This window comes from Paeniglutamicibacter sp. (assembly GCF_046714615.1).
Taxonomy (GTDB): domain Bacteria; phylum Actinomycetota; class Actinomycetes; order Actinomycetales; family Micrococcaceae; genus Paeniglutamicibacter.
Map to the genome: position 1 here is coordinate 82,745 of NZ_JBKKAP010000141.1, position 12,986 is coordinate 95,730.

A 12,986-nucleotide genomic window follows, 5' to 3' on the forward strand; every position below is an offset into this window, starting at 1 on the left:
GGCGGCCGGCAGAAATTGCCCGGCCGCACACCTGCCAGCCGCCGCCCCACATCCTCGTCTCAACGCCTGATCTAAAGGAATGTGCATGTCTGCCGAAAAACTCACGGGTCGTCGCGCTCGCCTCGAACGCATCACCAGCGAGTCCTCCATCTTTGTCGAACTTGATCTGGACGGCACCGGCCGCTCGGAAATCAGCACGGGCGTCCCGTTCTACGACCACATGCTGACCGCGCTGTCCAAGCACTCGCTCATCGACCTCACGGTGCGAGCCACCGGGGACATCCACATCGATGTGCACCACACCGTCGAGGACACCGCCATCACCATCGGCGAGGTGCTGCGCACCGCACTGGGCAACAAGGCAGGCATCCGCCGCTTCGGCACCGCCTACGCCCCGCTGGACGAGGCACTGGCACGCGCCGTGGTCGACATCTCCGGGCGCCCCTACCTGGTCCACGGCGGCGAGCCGGCAGGCCAGGAATACCACTTGATCGGCGGCCACTTCACCGGTTCGATGACGCGCCACGTGTTCGAGTCCCTGACCTTCCACGCGCAGATTTGCGCCCACATCGAGGTGCTCTCGGGACGCGATCCGCACCACATTGTCGAGGCCCAGTTCAAGGCCCTGGCCCGCGCGCTGCGCGAGGCCGTGGAAATCGACCCGCGGATCGGCGACGCCATCCCCTCGACCAAGGGCGCGCTGTAAATGGCGGCCAAGACCGTCACGGTCCTGGACTACGGATCCGGCAACGTCCGCTCGGCCGTCAGGGCGCTTGAGGCCGCCGGCGCGCAGGTCAAGCTCTCGGCCAAGCCCGAGGACATCCTGGAATGCGACGGGCTCTTCGTGCCCGGCGTGGGCGCCTTCGCCGCGGTCATGGACGCGCTCAAGGAAGTCGGGGCGATCCGCTGGATCGGCCGCCGCATCGCCGGGGGCAGGCCGGTGCTCGGCGTCTGCGTCGGCCACCAGGTCTTCTTCGACGAAGGCGTGGAGCACGGGATCCGCACCCAGGGAATCGGCGAATGGCCCGGCACCGTGGAGCTGCTCAAGGCCCCGGTCATCCCGCACATGGGATGGAACACCGTCACCCCGCCGGCCGGAAGCAAGCTCTTTGCCGGGATCGAGAACGAGCGCTTCTACTTCGTGCACTCCTACGCGGTGCAGGAATGGAACTTCGAAGTCGCCCAGCCCAAGATGATCCCGCCACAGGTCACCTGGGCGGAGCACGGCGTTCCGTTCATCGCCGGGATTGAAAACGGGCCGTTGTGCGCGCTGCAGTTCCACCCGGAGAAGTCCGGGGAAGCCGGAGCCAAATTGCTGCGCAACTGGTTGGGGACCCTGTAAATCATGTGGTCCATCGTCCTCATGGGAGCCGCCGGCCTGCTGGCCGGCGGCGCGCTCTCCCTGCGCCAGCAACGCGCCCACATCTCCTGGATCGTCGCCGCCTGGGCGCTGGCCGGGGTGGCGCTCTTCGGCGCCTACGTCCTCACGCTTTAATCGGCGGCCAACGGCCCGGCACGATTCTGCCGGCCGCCGCATCGCACCAGCCGGCCCAAGCACGCCGCCGGCCCGGAATGAACCAAGGAATGATCATGACCGAGAACCAAAAAAACATCCTGGAACTGCTGCCCGCCGTAGACGTGGTCGACGGCCAGGCCGTGCGCCTGGTCCAGGGCGAGGCCGGATCCGAAACCGGTTACGGCGACCCGCTTGAGGCCGCACTGTCCTGGCAGAACGCCGGCGCCGAATGGATTCACCTGGTGGACCTCGACGCTGCCTTCGACCGCGGGGACAACACCAAGATCCTGGGCCGCATCGCCAGCGAACTGAGCATCAAGGTCGAGCTCTCCGGCGGCATCCGCGACGACGCATCCCTCGAGCGAGCCCTGGAATTCGGCGCCACGCGCGTGAACCTGGGCACCGCAGCGCTGGAGAACCCGGAGTGGACAGCCCGCGCCATCGCCCGCCACGGCGACAAGATCGCCGTGGGCCTGGACGTGCGCGGAACCACGCTTTCGGGGCGCGGCTGGACCAAGGAAGGCGGGGACATCTGGGAGGTCCTGGCCCGCCTGGAAGATGCAGGATGCGCCCGCTACGTGGTCACCGACGTCACCAAGGACGGAACGCTGCGCGGACCCAACGTCGATCTGCTGGCCGAAATGTGCAAGCGCACCGCCAAGCCGGTCGTCGCCTCCGGCGGCATCTCCAGCCTCGAGGACCTGCGCGTGCTGCGTGAACTGGTCCCCAACGGCGTCGAGGGCGCGATCGTGGGCAAGGCCCTGTACGCGGGGAAGTTCACCATGGCCGAGGCGCTGGACGTGGCCGGCCGCCGCTAAGGCACACTCACCGGCACCGGTGGCCGGCAATAAGCATTGAATCGAATGGGGGCAGGGCCGCGCGGCGGCCCTGCCCCCATCGCTTTGCATCGCTCATGGCAATCTCCTCCGGGACCTGGCCTGGCCAGTGTGTCCCGAAGGCGCCGGGTCGGCGGGCGAGCTTCGCCACACAGCCGCAAGCGCCTGCGCGGGAAGAATCGGCCCGGCACATGGGCAGCGGCGGCCGGGCCCCGAATCCCGCGACCAGCTCCTGACGTGGGCGCAAGATAGCATGTGCATATGAGCACGAAACCTCCTTCTTCCCCCGCCGGCCAGGGCACCGAACGCCACCTGCCCGGACACATCGCCGCAGCCCTGGCGCGCGCCGGCGGACCCGGCGATTCCGCCGGGCAGGGCTGGGAAGGACGGGACCTCAGCGGGGAAGGCAACCCGCTGCACAACTTCGACAACGACAACGGCCTGATCGATGCGCAGCTGAAGGCTGCGCTCCACGGGCTCATCGCCGGAACCGGCACCGAGCAACAGGTCCACGCCGCGCTGGCCGGGGCCCGCGTCTACATCGCGGTCGTTGCCCAGCTGGCCGAGGGCGGCATGGGGGAGCACGGCTTCGCCGAGGACAAGGAAGCCGACATGGCCCTGGTCACGCTCACCGCCCCCGACGGCCGCAAGGCCCTGCCGGTGTTCAGCAGCGTCGAGAACCTGCAGGCCTGGCACGCCGAGGCCCGCCCCGTGGCGGTCTACGCGTCCCGGGCGGCTCTCTCGGCGGTGAGCGAGGATGCCCAAATGCTGGTCCTGGACCCCGGCGCCGACTTCACCTTCGTCCTGCGCCGCCCGGGCATGTGGGCCCTGGCCCGGCAAGAGGAATGGGTCCCCAGTTACCTCAGCGAGGAGCTGGCCGCGGTGGTGGCCGAACAGGCCCGCAGCGAGGAAGCGCTTGCCGAGATCCACATTGCCCCGGGCCGCGGGGTGGGCACGCGCACGGCCGGCGGCACGTCGGTTCCCGGCGGGGGATCCGGACCGGAACTGCGCCTGGAATTCACCTTCCGTCCGGGCACCGACGAGGCCGGGGCCCGGCAGTGCGTCTCGCGGATCCATACGCGGCTCTCGGCCAACCAGGACTTTGCGGAAAACGTCGACTCGCTCGAGGTTGCCTTGAAGTCAGGGCCTGCCGCGGATCCCGGCACGACGGCATGAAATTCGGTCGTTACGGCCAGCTGCTGAGGCAACCGGGCGTGGCGCCGCTGCTGCTGATCGGCATGGTGGCCCGGCTTCCGCACGCCACGGTCGGCATGCTCCTGCTGCTGCACCTGGTCAACGAGCTGGGACTGGACTGGGGACCTGCAGGGCTGGTCGTCGGCCTGATGACCATCGGCATTGCCCTGGGCGCACCCTGGCGCGGACACGTGGTGGATATGTACGGGCTGCGTCGGGCGCTGATTCCCTCCATCATCGCCGAGGCCGTGGTGTGGAGCATCGTTCCGCAGGTTTCCTTCCCCTGGGTGCTGCCGATGGTGTTTCTCGGCGGGCTCTTTTCCCTGCCGGTCTTCTCCGTGGTCCGCACGGCACTTGGCGTGATGACCACGGGGGAGACCCGGCGTTCGGCCTTCGCCCTGGATGCCATGGCCACCGAGCTGGTCTTCATCGTCGGGCCCGCCACCGCGGGGATCGTGGCAACGTCCCTGAACACCACCGTCGGGATGATCGGCATTGCGGCCGCCGCCTCGCTCAGCGGCGTGGCGCTGATGGTCCTGAACCCGCCCACCCGCTCGGGCCAGCCAGGGGCCGTGGCCACGAAGGCCAACCCGCACGAGGAGCGACTCGGAGCCGAGGCCTCGCTCATTGCCGCCGGCCCCGGCGGCCTGGCCGACGTCGAGGGCGAGTTGATTCTTGCCGGATCCAAGTCGGCACGGGCGCGCGTTGCCGACCGCGGACGCAGCTTCCGCCACAAGTTCGGCTGGGTCAGCGCCTCGGTGATCGCGGTGTTCATTGCCGCCTCCGGCGCGGGACTGGTGCTCTCGGGCACCGAGGTCGGCATCCTTTCGCTGCTTGAGGAGCAACACAGCGAGGGACAGCTGGGCATCGTGTTCCTGTTCTGGTGCGGCGCCTCGCTGGTGGGCGGGCTTGTATACGGCAGCCAGAACCGGCGCATCTCACCGATCGTCCTGTTGCTGGCGATGGCAGTGCTCACGGTCCCGATGGCATTTGCCACCAACACCTGGTCGCTGGCGCTGCTCTCGATTCTCCCCGGCATGCTGTGCGCGCCGGTGCTTTCGGCCGCCTCCGAGTGGTTGACCGACCTGGTCGCGGAAAAGCGGCGAGGAGAGGCCATGGGCTGGTACGGCTCGGCGCTGACCAGCGGCACCGCCCTCGGTTCGCCGGTCACCGGGGCGACCGTGGATTCATTCGGTGCCTACGCGGGATTCGTCGTGGTAGGCGTCATCGGCGCCGTGGTGTGCGTCGTGGCGCTGGTGGCCCAGCAGGTGCGTCGACGCCGTGCCACCACCCGGGCACGCACGCTCATCGAAGACTCCTAGGCCGGGAATCCACGGCGGAAATCGGGGCCAAACAAAAAGTGCCCCGTCGTGAGGCGGGGCACTTTTCGGCATTCCGGCGGGAAGGAACAGGGCGGTTCCGGATGCCGGAACCGCCCTGTGATCAACCTCTCGGCGGCATGCCGCCAAAATCTTGCAGTATTACGCGTGAATTGCGGGTGTTAGTTCACCGGTCCGGTGAGCTTTTCGCCCGGGCCCTTGCCCGGCTCGTCCGGGAAGGTCGATGCTTCGCGGAATGCCAGCTGCAGCGAGCGCAGGCCGTCGCGCAATGGACCTGCATGCTGGGAGCCGATTTCCGGGGCGGCGGAGGTGACCAGGCCGGCCAGTGCGGTGATGAGCTTGCGGGCCTCGTCGAGGTCCTTCAGCTCTTCGGCGTCGTCGCCTGCGGCCAGTCCGCACTTGACGGCGGCGGCGCTCATCAGGTGAACGGCGGCGGTGGTGATGATTTCAACGGCAGCCACTTCGGCGATGTCGCGGATCTCGTTGGTGGCGTTGTTGGAGTCCGGATTGGTTTCAGGAGTGCTCATACTGCTAAGCTTTCCATAGACCGACTGAATCCGTGTATTTGGAAGCGTCGCCCAACGGGTGGATGTGACCAAGGAGCCATGGATCAGTACGCAAGTGGAGGCCACTCCCACCCGCAGCAGCCGAATCAGGCGGCCGGGTACGTTCGGTGCCGATGACCCCGCGGGGTAGATCGGCTGGATGATTTTTCATCGATCGAATTTGGGGCCTTCGCTTGCACATGCAGCCGAGGGCCTTTCCTTTTGCTGCGGTGGCCTCGAACTTCGAACTACTCAGGAGCAACACATTAGCGATCCACGCATTAATGATCGAATCCGCGTCCCAGAGGTGCGGCTTGTCGGCCCTGCCGGTGAACAGGTTGGCATTGTCCGTATTGAGGATGCACTTCGTCTTGCCGTCGAGTCCGATCTTGATCTCGTGGAGGTTGCGCCCACCGCGAAGCCTCCCGTGTGCAAGTTGATGGACTTCGGAAAGTACAAGTACGAGGCTGCAGTCAAGGCACGTGAAACACGCAAGAACCAGACGAACACCGTGCTGAAGGAAATTCGTTTCCGTCTGAAGATCGACACGCACGACTACGAAACCAAGGTCGGACACGCACTGCGATTCCTCGGAGCCGGTGACAAGGTCAAGGCCATGATCCAGTTCCGTGGTCGTGAGCAGCAGCGTCCGGAAATGGGCATCCGTTTGCTGAACAAGTTTGCCGAGGCAGTTGCCGAGGTCGGACTTATTGAGTCGACTCCCCGCATCGATGGCCGCAACATGGTCATGGTCGTTGGACCGCTGAAGAACAAGGCAGAGGCCAAGGCCGAAGCCCGTCGCTTGGAACAGCGCGATGCCGACAAGGCCAAGGCAGCCAACCCCCAGGCCCGGATGGACACCTCGGAGCCCCAGGGCGACATTGGTGGTTCCGTTGCCGATGTCATCGAATCGGACATCATGGAAAAGCTTGCCAAGGTACGCGCAGAGGCAGCAGCCGAAGAGGCCGCAGCCGCCGCAGCACCGAAGGTCGCCCCGGTCAGGACAGCCCCTGTCGTTTCCAAGGCCCCTGTCAGGTCGGCACCGCCCCGCGAGGCCTCCAGCCGTCCGGCAGCCGCAAAGGCACCGGCACGTCCGGCAGTCAGCAAGCCGGCAGTGGCAGCGGCATCGGCTCCCAAGCCGGCCGTCGCAGCCAAGCCTGTTGCGGCTCCGAAGCCAATGGCCATTCCCAAGCCAATGGCCATGGCACCAAAGCCTGCGGGCAAGCCGGGTCCCAAGCCCGCAACCCGCGCAGCCAAGCCCGGGACGACCAAGTAAGGTCGCTCCGAGCAGGGCACGCTCGCAAGAGCAACACCAGAACCACGGATTCCCCCAAACGCGGGAGTTCGCAAGATCCCCCGGTCCGCAAGGATCCCGGGAGCAAGTAAGGAGAACGGCGGATATGCCGAAGTTCAAGACCCACAGTGGCGCCAAGAAGCGCTTCAAGCTCACCGGTAGCGGCAAGCTCGTGCGCCAGCAGGCCAACCGCCGCCACTACCTGGAGCACAAGTCCTCCCGCATCACCCGTCGCCTGGCATCTGACCAGTTGGTCGCCAAGGCGGACGTCAAGACCATCAAGCGGATGCTCGGTATCTAACTCCAGTCCGTCTTGGGAATCCGATCCTGGATCCCGACCACTTAAAGATTTTTCGCCAGACCGCCAAGATGCGGCAGCGCGAGACAGAACCAAAGGAGTACACACGTGGCACGTGTGAAGCGGGCAGTAAACGCCCATAAGAAGCGTCGCGTCATTCTTGAACGCGCCAAGGGTTACCGCGGTCAGCGTTCGCGCTTGTACCGCAAGGCCAAGGAGCAGCTGCTCCACTCGTTCATTTACAGCTACGGTGACCGCCGCAAGCGTAAGGGTGACTTCCGTCGCCTGTGGATCCAGCGCATCAACGCTGCATCCCGCGCCAACGACCTGACCTACAACCGCCTGATCCAGGGCCTGAAGGCTGCATCGGTCGAGGTTGACCGCCGCATGCTGGCCGAGCTGGCCGTTTCGGATGCCAAGGCATTCGCCGTGCTGGTTGCCGTTGCCAAGCAGGCCCTCCCGGCCGATGTCAACGCCCCGAAGGCCGCCGCCGCAGCTCCGGTTGCTCCGGCCGCCAAGAAGGCCCCGGCCAAGAAGGCTGCCGCTCCGGCCGCCGAGAAGGCTGAAATCGAAGGCGCCGTCAAGGCCGTCGAAGGTGAAGCTGCTCCCGAGGGCTTCATCATCAAGGGCAACGCCCAGTCGAACAAGTACCACGTCCCGGGCTCGACCTGGTACGACCAGACCGACGCCGAGTTCTGGTTCAACAGCATTGAAGCAGCCAAGGCTGCCGGCTTCGAGCCTGCAGGTGGCGAGTCCCGCCAGCAGATCAAGGACGCCTAGTCCTTGAGCGCTTAAAGCTCTGGTCCAAAGGGACGGAATCGTTTTCGATTCCGTCCCTTTGGCGTATCCCCGGTAAAGTCATTGTCATGAATCTTGCCGGAGACAACGAAGTGACCATGACCAACGTCCGTGCCGAAAAGGTTCGCGAAGTGGCCCGACTGGCCACGCGCACCGGGCGCGCCCGCAGCGGCGAGTTCCTTGCCGAAGGCCCGCAGGCCGTCCGCGAGGCCTTGCGCCTGCAACTTGAAAATGCGGAACAGGGACGGGCAGCGGTGGTTCGTGCCGTCTATGCGACCGAAGACTGCCTGGACCGTTATCCGGAACTAGAGGTAATGGCCAATAAGGCCGACGGTGTACACACCCGATTGGTCAGCCCGGAGGTGCTGTCGGCAATGGCCGACACCGTGACCCCGCAGGGGATCGTGGCCGTGTGCGTCATCCCCGAAACCAGCCTGCAGGATGTGGCCGCAGCCAAGCCGCGACTCGTGGCGGTGTTGTGCCGCGTGCAGGACCCGGGCAACGCCGGAACCATCATCAGGGCCGCGGTTGCCGCAGGCGCCGACGCCGTGGTGCTCACCGCAGGCAGCGTGGACATCTACAACCCCAAGGCCGTGCGCTCCACCGTGGGCTCCATCTTCCACCTGCCCATCATCACCAACATCGATTTCGGTGAAGCCATGGCCACGCTCAAGGCCCAGGGCAGCACCATTCTTGCCGCCGACGGCTACGGGACCGCGGACCTGGATGCACTCCAGGACGCCAGCGCCGCGCGCCGCGCGGGAAGCGGGGAAGCAGCCCCCGAGGGGCAGCCGGCATTGGAGAATCCGACCGTGTGGGTCTTCGGAAACGAGGGCCAGGGCCTGAACGAGGTCGAACTGGCCGGCGCCGACCACCGAGTGGCGGTGCCGCTGTACGGGATCGCCGAATCGCTCAATGTGGGCACGGCAGCCACTGTGTGCCTCTATGCCTCGGCACGCGCGCAACGACGCGCCTGAGCTGACCGCCGCGCAGCTGCGCAACGGTGAAAAGCCCGTGGCATAGGATGAGGAAATAGTGCTCAGACACCATGCCAATACCTCCAGCATGCGAAGTCGACCCTTGCCGGGCTGACAATCCCGCGGGAGTCGACGAATGACGAGCGAAAGAAGGTAGGGGCGCCATGGCAGCATCCGGCGGAACGAAAGCGGTGGTCGCAGCTCTTGCGGCCAACCTGACCATTGCGGTATTCAAGTTTATTGCCTGGGCCGTGACCGCATCGTCCTCCATGCTTGCCGAAGCCATCCACTCGGTGGCGGACTCCGGAAACCAGGTGCTCCTGCTCGTCGGCGGAAAGAAGGCCCAGCGGGAGGCCAGCGAGGAGCATCCGTTCGGCTACGGCCGCGAACGCTATGTCTATTCGTTCATTGTCTCCATCGTGCTGTTCAGCGTCGGCGGGCTTTTCGCCCTCTACGAGGCCTGGCAGAAATTCCAGCACCCCCACGGCATCGAAGGCAGATGGTGGTGGGTGCCGCTGGCAGTGCTCATCGGCGCGATCGTCGCCGAGTCCTTCTCGTTCCGCACGGCGATCATCGAATCGAACCTGGTGCGCGGCACCCAGTCCTGGACCAAATTCATCCGCACCGCCAAGGCACCGGAACTGCCGGTCATCCTGCTCGAAGACCTCGGGGCGCTCGTCGGCCTGGTTCTCGCCCTGTGCGGCGTCAGCCTCACCCTGCTGACCGGTAACGGCATCTGGGACGCTGCGGGCACCGCCTGCATCGGTCTGCTGCTGGTGGCCATCGCGATCGTGCTGGCCCTGGAAACCAAGTCCTTGCTGCTGGGCGAAGCGGCGGGGGTCGAGCATGTCAACCAGATCTCGGCCGCCATCACCGCCACCGGCGCCCGACTGATCCACCTCAAGACCCTGCACCTGGGGCCAGAGGAAATCCTGGTCGCGGCCAAGTTCTCGGTTCCGGAAAATGCGACGGGGGCGCAGATTGCCACCGCCATCGACGATGCCGAATCGCGCATCCGTGCCGCGGTTCCGCTCAAATGCGTCATCTACCTTGAACCGGACATCCTCGGGGCCAGCGAAGCGCTGCCCACCGAAGGGTAGGGGCGATGGCCTACAAACAGATCGTCGCCGCCGCGATCCTGGACTCGCTCAGTTCCCCGAGCCGGCTGCTTGCGGCGCGGCGCACCGCACCGCCGGAACTGGCCGGGTTGTGGGAATTTCCCGGAGGAAAGCTCGAGCCCGGAGAGAGCTGTGAAGAGGGAGTGCGGCGCGAACTGGCCGAGGAGCTCGGCGTCGAGGTGGCCTTGGGCAGCGAGGTCTTCGGTCCAGTGCCCGAAGGCTGGGTGCTCAACGACCGCGCGGCGATGCGGGTCTGGTTCGCCGAGATCACCGGCGGAACCCCCGACACGCTCGAAGACCACGACCAGCTCGCATGGGTAGACCTGGAACACGAGGCACTCGAGGCCCTGGACTGGATCCCGGCGGATCTCCCCATCGTCCGCGCGGTGCTGGCCGACACCATGGCCGGTGCCACCCGTTGATCCTGCTCACCGGATTTGAACCATTCGGCGGCCAGGATTTCAACGCTTCGAATTCCATGGCCCAACAGGCCGCGCGCATCCTGAATGAGCGGGGGATCCAAGCCACTGCCGCGGAACTGCCGTGCGTTTTCGCCACCGCCCCCGCGGTGCTCGAAGGCCTCCTGGCCACCTGGCAACCGCGCGTGGTGGTCGCTCTCGGGTTGGCCGCGGGGCGCAGGACGCTGGGACTGGAAAAGGTCGCCATCAACCACGTGGATGCCCGGATTGCCGACAACGCCGGGGAACAACCGATCGACCTGCCCGTGGTGGCCGGAGGTCCGGACGCGTATTTCTCCGGCCTTCCGCTGAAGGCTGCCCTGCAGGCCCTGCGGGATCCGGCCTCGGAACACGGCAATGTCGAGGCCGAGATCTCCTATTCCGCCGGGTCCTTTGTCTGCAACCAGGTGTTCTATTCCCTGATGCACCACTCGCACGTGGTGCCGGGTGTTCGCGCCGGATTCATCCATGTTCCCTGGATGGATGCCACCGACCCCGGGCTGGGGGACCACGCACGCGCGGTGGCCACCGTCGCACGGCTGGCCCTGGACGGTGTGCCCGAACCGCTCCTGAGCGCGGGCACGGAATATTAGGAGCCCGAGGAGGAGCCCCGATCATCGGAGAGCAGTTCCCACTGGACCTCTAGCGTCACCGAAAGCTCCCGCTGCCCGGCAACCACCGGCATCGATTCTGCGGCAAACCGGGTGGACTTGGTGCGTTGCAGCGGGAGCGCGGGTTCGTCGGTGCATTCGCGGATCAGCAAGGCGTGACCGAGGCGCGCCCCGGCAAGCAGCGCCAGGTGTTGCGCCTTGGAACGTGCATCCGCAAAGGCCCTCGTCCGGGCGCTAGCCAGGGCATCGCCCGGATCGGATACCTCGGCACGCATCGAATGGATCCGCAGCGCATCGCCGCCGGCGGCAACGGCGGCCGCCAACACCCAGGTGACGGCGTCCACCGCCAGGTCCGTGGCCTCGATGGTGGTTTCGGCATCGTACCCATCGGGCACGGATTGCTCGTTGCGCCAGGCGATTCGTGCCGCGAGCCCGATTCCCGTGGTTGCCAGGTTTGCGTCCGGGGCAGCAACCAACACCGCCGCAATGACTTCCCGCGCCCGCACCGAAGCCAGTTCGAAGGCTTCGGCCGCCTGTCCATGGTGGATCTGGATGGTGAGGGATATGGCCATGACATCGGGGACGGCCGACGCGGACGCCGTCCCGTGCACCGTGATTGCAGGTGGGCGGTTCATGCCGCGGGTCCTTTCGACGTATGGGCCGCTGACTGTCCCCGGCGAAGTCCCCGGCGCAGGCCGGCGGCGAGCACGGGCATCAGCTTGCGGACAGGTCTTTCACGGTATCCGCCGGCCTGTAGGTTGGCGGCGCGTTCAAAGAAGTTCCTTGAGGCCGGATCCGAGGTGCGCAGCCACGAATAGCCGGCCGCCGCAAGATACAGGGGGATGAAGGGCAGCCCCAGGCACACGGCATATTGGGTGCAGTGCGTTTCCTCATGGGACAGCAACTGCGGGCGCAGGACCTGACCACTGAGGGATGGGCGGAAAAAGACGACGTTTCCCACGGTGAAGGCCCCGGCCTTGGGGAGCGCCGGGGTGTAGTTTCGCGCGTAGAGGATTCCCCGCGCACCGCGCTCGATGTTGCATCCGGTGGTGGTCGCCAGCACCAGTCCACTGATTGTGCTCAGGTTCAGCCAATTGGCGACCTCGCGTGTGCGCTCCCAGGTGTTCATGGTTCCCCAGTGTATTCCCGCAGCCAAGGCAAATGGGAGAGGAAGCCGAGGCGGCAATTCTTGGCCGAGGCAACCCAGCCACTAGAGTTGATTGTGAAACCGGGAGCACCGTTGCCGATCAAGGCCCCGAACGTGGAGGAGAATTCATGAAGAAGATCGTATCCGTCATTGGTGTCATGGTGGCGCTGGTTTTGAGCCTGACCGGTTGCATGAAGATGGATGTTGATCTGGTCATCTCGAGCCCGGAAAAAGCAACCCTCGACATGGTCATGGCCTTCGACAAGAGCGTTGTCGGAGACGTCAGCGTCCAGGAGATGCTGGCCCAGATGGGGACCTCCGAGGAGGAACTCTTCAAGAACTTCCCGGCGGACGCGCAAAAGGCGCCCTACGACGAGGAGAACTTCAAGGGCTACATCTTCACCGTCGCGGACAAGTCGCTGACCGAGATGAGCGATATTTCCGGTGAGCTTGGCCCGAAGGTCAACATCGAATACCGCGGAGACATGTACTACTTCTCCGCCCAGGGCCTTGCCGGGACCGACACCTCGACCCTGAGCGAGTCGACCATGACCGTCACCTTCCCGGGCGAGGTCACGAGCGCCAGCGCCGGGGCACACATCGATGGCAAGACCGTGAGCTTCGACATGCGCGAGTCCAGCGGCGAGATGACCGCCGTGGCCAAGCCCAAGGACAACACGCCGATGTACCTTTCCCTCGGCTTCGGGGCACTGGCCCTGCTGGGCGCCGTCGGTGCGGTCGCCGCGATGCGCCGCACCGAGGAAACCGAGAACGTCCACGCCTAACACCGCACCGCCGCCGAACCACACGGTTCGGAAGCGAAACGCCAAGAGGGACCGACAGGCCGGGAAAAA

The 12,986-nt window shown here is 65.9% G+C and carries 17 protein-coding genes; 14 read left to right on the top strand and 3 right to left on the bottom strand.

The features are described 5' to 3' along the window. Nucleotides 1-85 precede the first annotated feature (85 nt). From hisB to ACLQ7E_RS16445, 6 genes are all read left to right on the top strand, one after another. Nucleotides 86-706 (top strand): imidazoleglycerol-phosphate dehydratase HisB, encoded by a 621-nt coding sequence (hisB, locus tag ACLQ7E_RS16420; protein WP_411733638.1) that lies wholly within the window; start codon nt 86-88, stop codon nt 704-706. After that, nucleotides 707-1,342, top strand: a complete 636-nt coding sequence (hisH, locus tag ACLQ7E_RS16425) for an imidazole glycerol phosphate synthase subunit HisH (RefSeq protein WP_411733639.1) — start codon at nt 707-709, stop codon at nt 1,340-1,342. It begins immediately after the preceding gene. Nucleotides 1,343-1,345: 3 nt separating this feature from the next. Continuing rightward, a complete protein-coding gene (locus ACLQ7E_RS16430; RefSeq protein ID WP_411733640.1) occupies nt 1,346-1,495 on the top strand; it encodes a hypothetical protein in 150 nt (49 codons plus the stop codon). Between the two features lie 95 nt (nt 1,496-1,590). After that, a complete protein-coding gene (priA, locus tag ACLQ7E_RS16435; RefSeq protein ID WP_411733641.1) occupies nt 1,591-2,334 on the top strand; it encodes a bifunctional 1-(5-phosphoribosyl)-5-((5-phosphoribosylamino)methylideneamino)imidazole-4-carboxamide isomerase/phosphoribosylanthranilate isomerase PriA in 744 nt (247 codons plus the stop codon). Nucleotides 2,335-2,613: 279 nt separating this feature from the next. Then, nucleotides 2,614-3,528: an SseB family protein gene (locus ACLQ7E_RS16440; RefSeq protein WP_411733642.1), complete on the top strand. Its 915-nt coding sequence runs from the start codon at nt 2,614-2,616 to the stop codon at nt 3,526-3,528. Then, the gene (locus tag ACLQ7E_RS16445; protein WP_411733643.1) at nt 3,525-4,868 is read left to right on the top strand and encodes an MFS transporter; all 1,344 of its coding nucleotides are present in this window, start codon (nt 3,525-3,527) and stop codon (nt 4,866-4,868) included. The genes ACLQ7E_RS16440 and ACLQ7E_RS16445 overlap by 4 nt, the downstream gene beginning before the upstream one ends. 179 nt (nt 4,869-5,047) lie before the next feature. On the opposite strand, the gene ACLQ7E_RS16450 is transcribed toward ACLQ7E_RS16445, so the two are convergent. Further along, nucleotides 5,048-5,413 carry a DUF1844 domain-containing protein gene (locus ACLQ7E_RS16450; protein WP_407611489.1) on the bottom strand — a complete coding sequence of 122 codons (366 nt, stop codon included), beginning with the start codon at nt 5,411-5,413 and terminating at the stop codon, nt 5,048-5,050. 325 nt (nt 5,414-5,738) lie between these two features. Between ACLQ7E_RS16450 and infC the strand changes: the two genes are divergently transcribed. The 7 genes from infC (at nt 5,739) to ACLQ7E_RS16485 (ending at nt 10,967) form a co-directional block, all read left to right on the top strand. Next, nucleotides 5,739-6,707, top strand: a complete 969-nt coding sequence (infC, locus tag ACLQ7E_RS16455; protein ID WP_411733644.1) for a translation initiation factor IF-3 — start codon at nt 5,739-5,741, stop codon at nt 6,705-6,707. Between the two features lie 124 nt (nt 6,708-6,831). Beyond that, the gene (gene rpmI / locus ACLQ7E_RS16460) at nt 6,832-7,026 is read left to right on the top strand and encodes a 50S ribosomal protein L35 (RefSeq protein WP_411733645.1); all 195 of its coding nucleotides are present in this window, start codon (nt 6,832-6,834) and stop codon (nt 7,024-7,026) included. 105 nt (nt 7,027-7,131) lie between these two features. Beyond that, nucleotides 7,132-7,803 carry a 50S ribosomal protein L20 gene (rplT, locus tag ACLQ7E_RS16465; RefSeq protein ID WP_411733646.1) on the top strand — a complete coding sequence of 224 codons (672 nt, stop codon included), beginning with the start codon at nt 7,132-7,134 and terminating at the stop codon, nt 7,801-7,803. Nucleotides 7,804-7,889: 86 nt separating this feature from the next. Then, nucleotides 7,890-8,798: a TrmH family RNA methyltransferase gene (locus tag ACLQ7E_RS16470; RefSeq protein ID WP_411733647.1), complete on the top strand. Its 909-nt coding sequence runs from the start codon at nt 7,890-7,892 to the stop codon at nt 8,796-8,798. 164 nt (nt 8,799-8,962) lie between these two features. Next, nucleotides 8,963-9,898, top strand: a complete 936-nt coding sequence (locus tag ACLQ7E_RS16475; protein WP_411733648.1) for a cation diffusion facilitator family transporter — start codon at nt 8,963-8,965, stop codon at nt 9,896-9,898. A 5-nt stretch (nt 9,899-9,903) separates the two neighbouring features. Further along, entirely contained in the window at nt 9,904-10,338 is a 435-nt protein-coding gene (locus tag ACLQ7E_RS16480) for a (deoxy)nucleoside triphosphate pyrophosphohydrolase (RefSeq protein ID WP_411733649.1), read from the top strand. Further along, a complete protein-coding gene (locus ACLQ7E_RS16485; RefSeq protein ID WP_411733650.1) occupies nt 10,335-10,967 on the top strand; it encodes a pyroglutamyl-peptidase I in 633 nt (210 codons plus the stop codon). Before ACLQ7E_RS16480 ends, ACLQ7E_RS16485 begins: the two co-directional genes overlap by 4 nt. On the opposite strand, the gene ACLQ7E_RS16490 is transcribed toward ACLQ7E_RS16485, so the two are convergent. Beyond that, complete coding sequence (locus ACLQ7E_RS16490; RefSeq protein WP_411733651.1) at nt 10,964-11,620, bottom strand: SIMPL domain-containing protein; 657 nt, start codon at nt 11,618-11,620, stop codon at nt 10,964-10,966. The genes ACLQ7E_RS16485 and ACLQ7E_RS16490 overlap by 4 nt on opposite strands. Beyond that, nucleotides 11,617-12,114, bottom strand: a complete 498-nt coding sequence (locus ACLQ7E_RS16495; protein ID WP_411733652.1) for a hypothetical protein — start codon at nt 12,112-12,114, stop codon at nt 11,617-11,619. The genes ACLQ7E_RS16490 and ACLQ7E_RS16495 overlap by 4 nt, the downstream gene beginning before the upstream one ends. 146 nt (nt 12,115-12,260) lie before the next feature. Between ACLQ7E_RS16495 and ACLQ7E_RS16500 the strand changes: the two genes are divergently transcribed. Further along, a complete protein-coding gene (locus ACLQ7E_RS16500; protein ID WP_411733653.1) occupies nt 12,261-12,917 on the top strand; it encodes an LppM family (lipo)protein in 657 nt (218 codons plus the stop codon). Nucleotides 12,918-12,986 lie beyond the last annotated feature (69 nt).

What these genes read in the sequence shown, in the direction of transcription:
- ACLQ7E_RS16480 (WP_411733649.1), top strand. Translation starts at nt 9,904, where the DNA reads ATGGCCTACAAACAGATCGTCGCCGCCGCGATCCTGGACTCGCTCAGT.
- ACLQ7E_RS16500 (WP_411733653.1), top strand. Translation starts at nt 12,261, where the DNA reads ATGAAGAAGATCGTATCCGTCATTGGTGTCATGGTGGCGCTGGTTTTG.
- hisH (WP_411733639.1), top strand. Translation starts at nt 707, where the DNA reads ATGGCGGCCAAGACCGTCACGGTCCTGGACTACGGATCCGGCAACGTC.
- ACLQ7E_RS16490 (WP_411733651.1), bottom strand. Translation starts at nt 11,620, where the DNA reads ATGAACCGCCCACCTGCAATCACGGTGCACGGGACGGCGTCCGCGTCG.
- ACLQ7E_RS16450 (WP_407611489.1), bottom strand. Translation starts at nt 5,413, where the DNA reads ATGAGCACTCCTGAAACCAATCCGGACTCCAACAACGCCACCAACGAG.
- hisB (WP_411733638.1), top strand. Translation starts at nt 86, where the DNA reads ATGTCTGCCGAAAAACTCACGGGTCGTCGCGCTCGCCTCGAACGCATC.
- rpmI (WP_411733645.1), top strand. Translation starts at nt 6,832, where the DNA reads ATGCCGAAGTTCAAGACCCACAGTGGCGCCAAGAAGCGCTTCAAGCTC.
- ACLQ7E_RS16440 (WP_411733642.1), top strand. Translation starts at nt 2,614, where the DNA reads ATGAGCACGAAACCTCCTTCTTCCCCCGCCGGCCAGGGCACCGAACGC.
- ACLQ7E_RS16470 (WP_411733647.1), top strand. Translation starts at nt 7,890, where the DNA reads ATGAATCTTGCCGGAGACAACGAAGTGACCATGACCAACGTCCGTGCC.
- priA (WP_411733641.1), top strand. Translation starts at nt 1,591, where the DNA reads ATGACCGAGAACCAAAAAAACATCCTGGAACTGCTGCCCGCCGTAGAC.
- ACLQ7E_RS16475 (WP_411733648.1), top strand. Translation starts at nt 8,963, where the DNA reads ATGGCAGCATCCGGCGGAACGAAAGCGGTGGTCGCAGCTCTTGCGGCC.
- ACLQ7E_RS16445 (WP_411733643.1), top strand. Translation starts at nt 3,525, where the DNA reads ATGAAATTCGGTCGTTACGGCCAGCTGCTGAGGCAACCGGGCGTGGCG.
- ACLQ7E_RS16495 (WP_411733652.1), bottom strand. Translation starts at nt 12,114, where the DNA reads ATGAACACCTGGGAGCGCACACGCGAGGTCGCCAATTGGCTGAACCTG.
- ACLQ7E_RS16430 (WP_411733640.1), top strand. Translation starts at nt 1,346, where the DNA reads ATGTGGTCCATCGTCCTCATGGGAGCCGCCGGCCTGCTGGCCGGCGGC.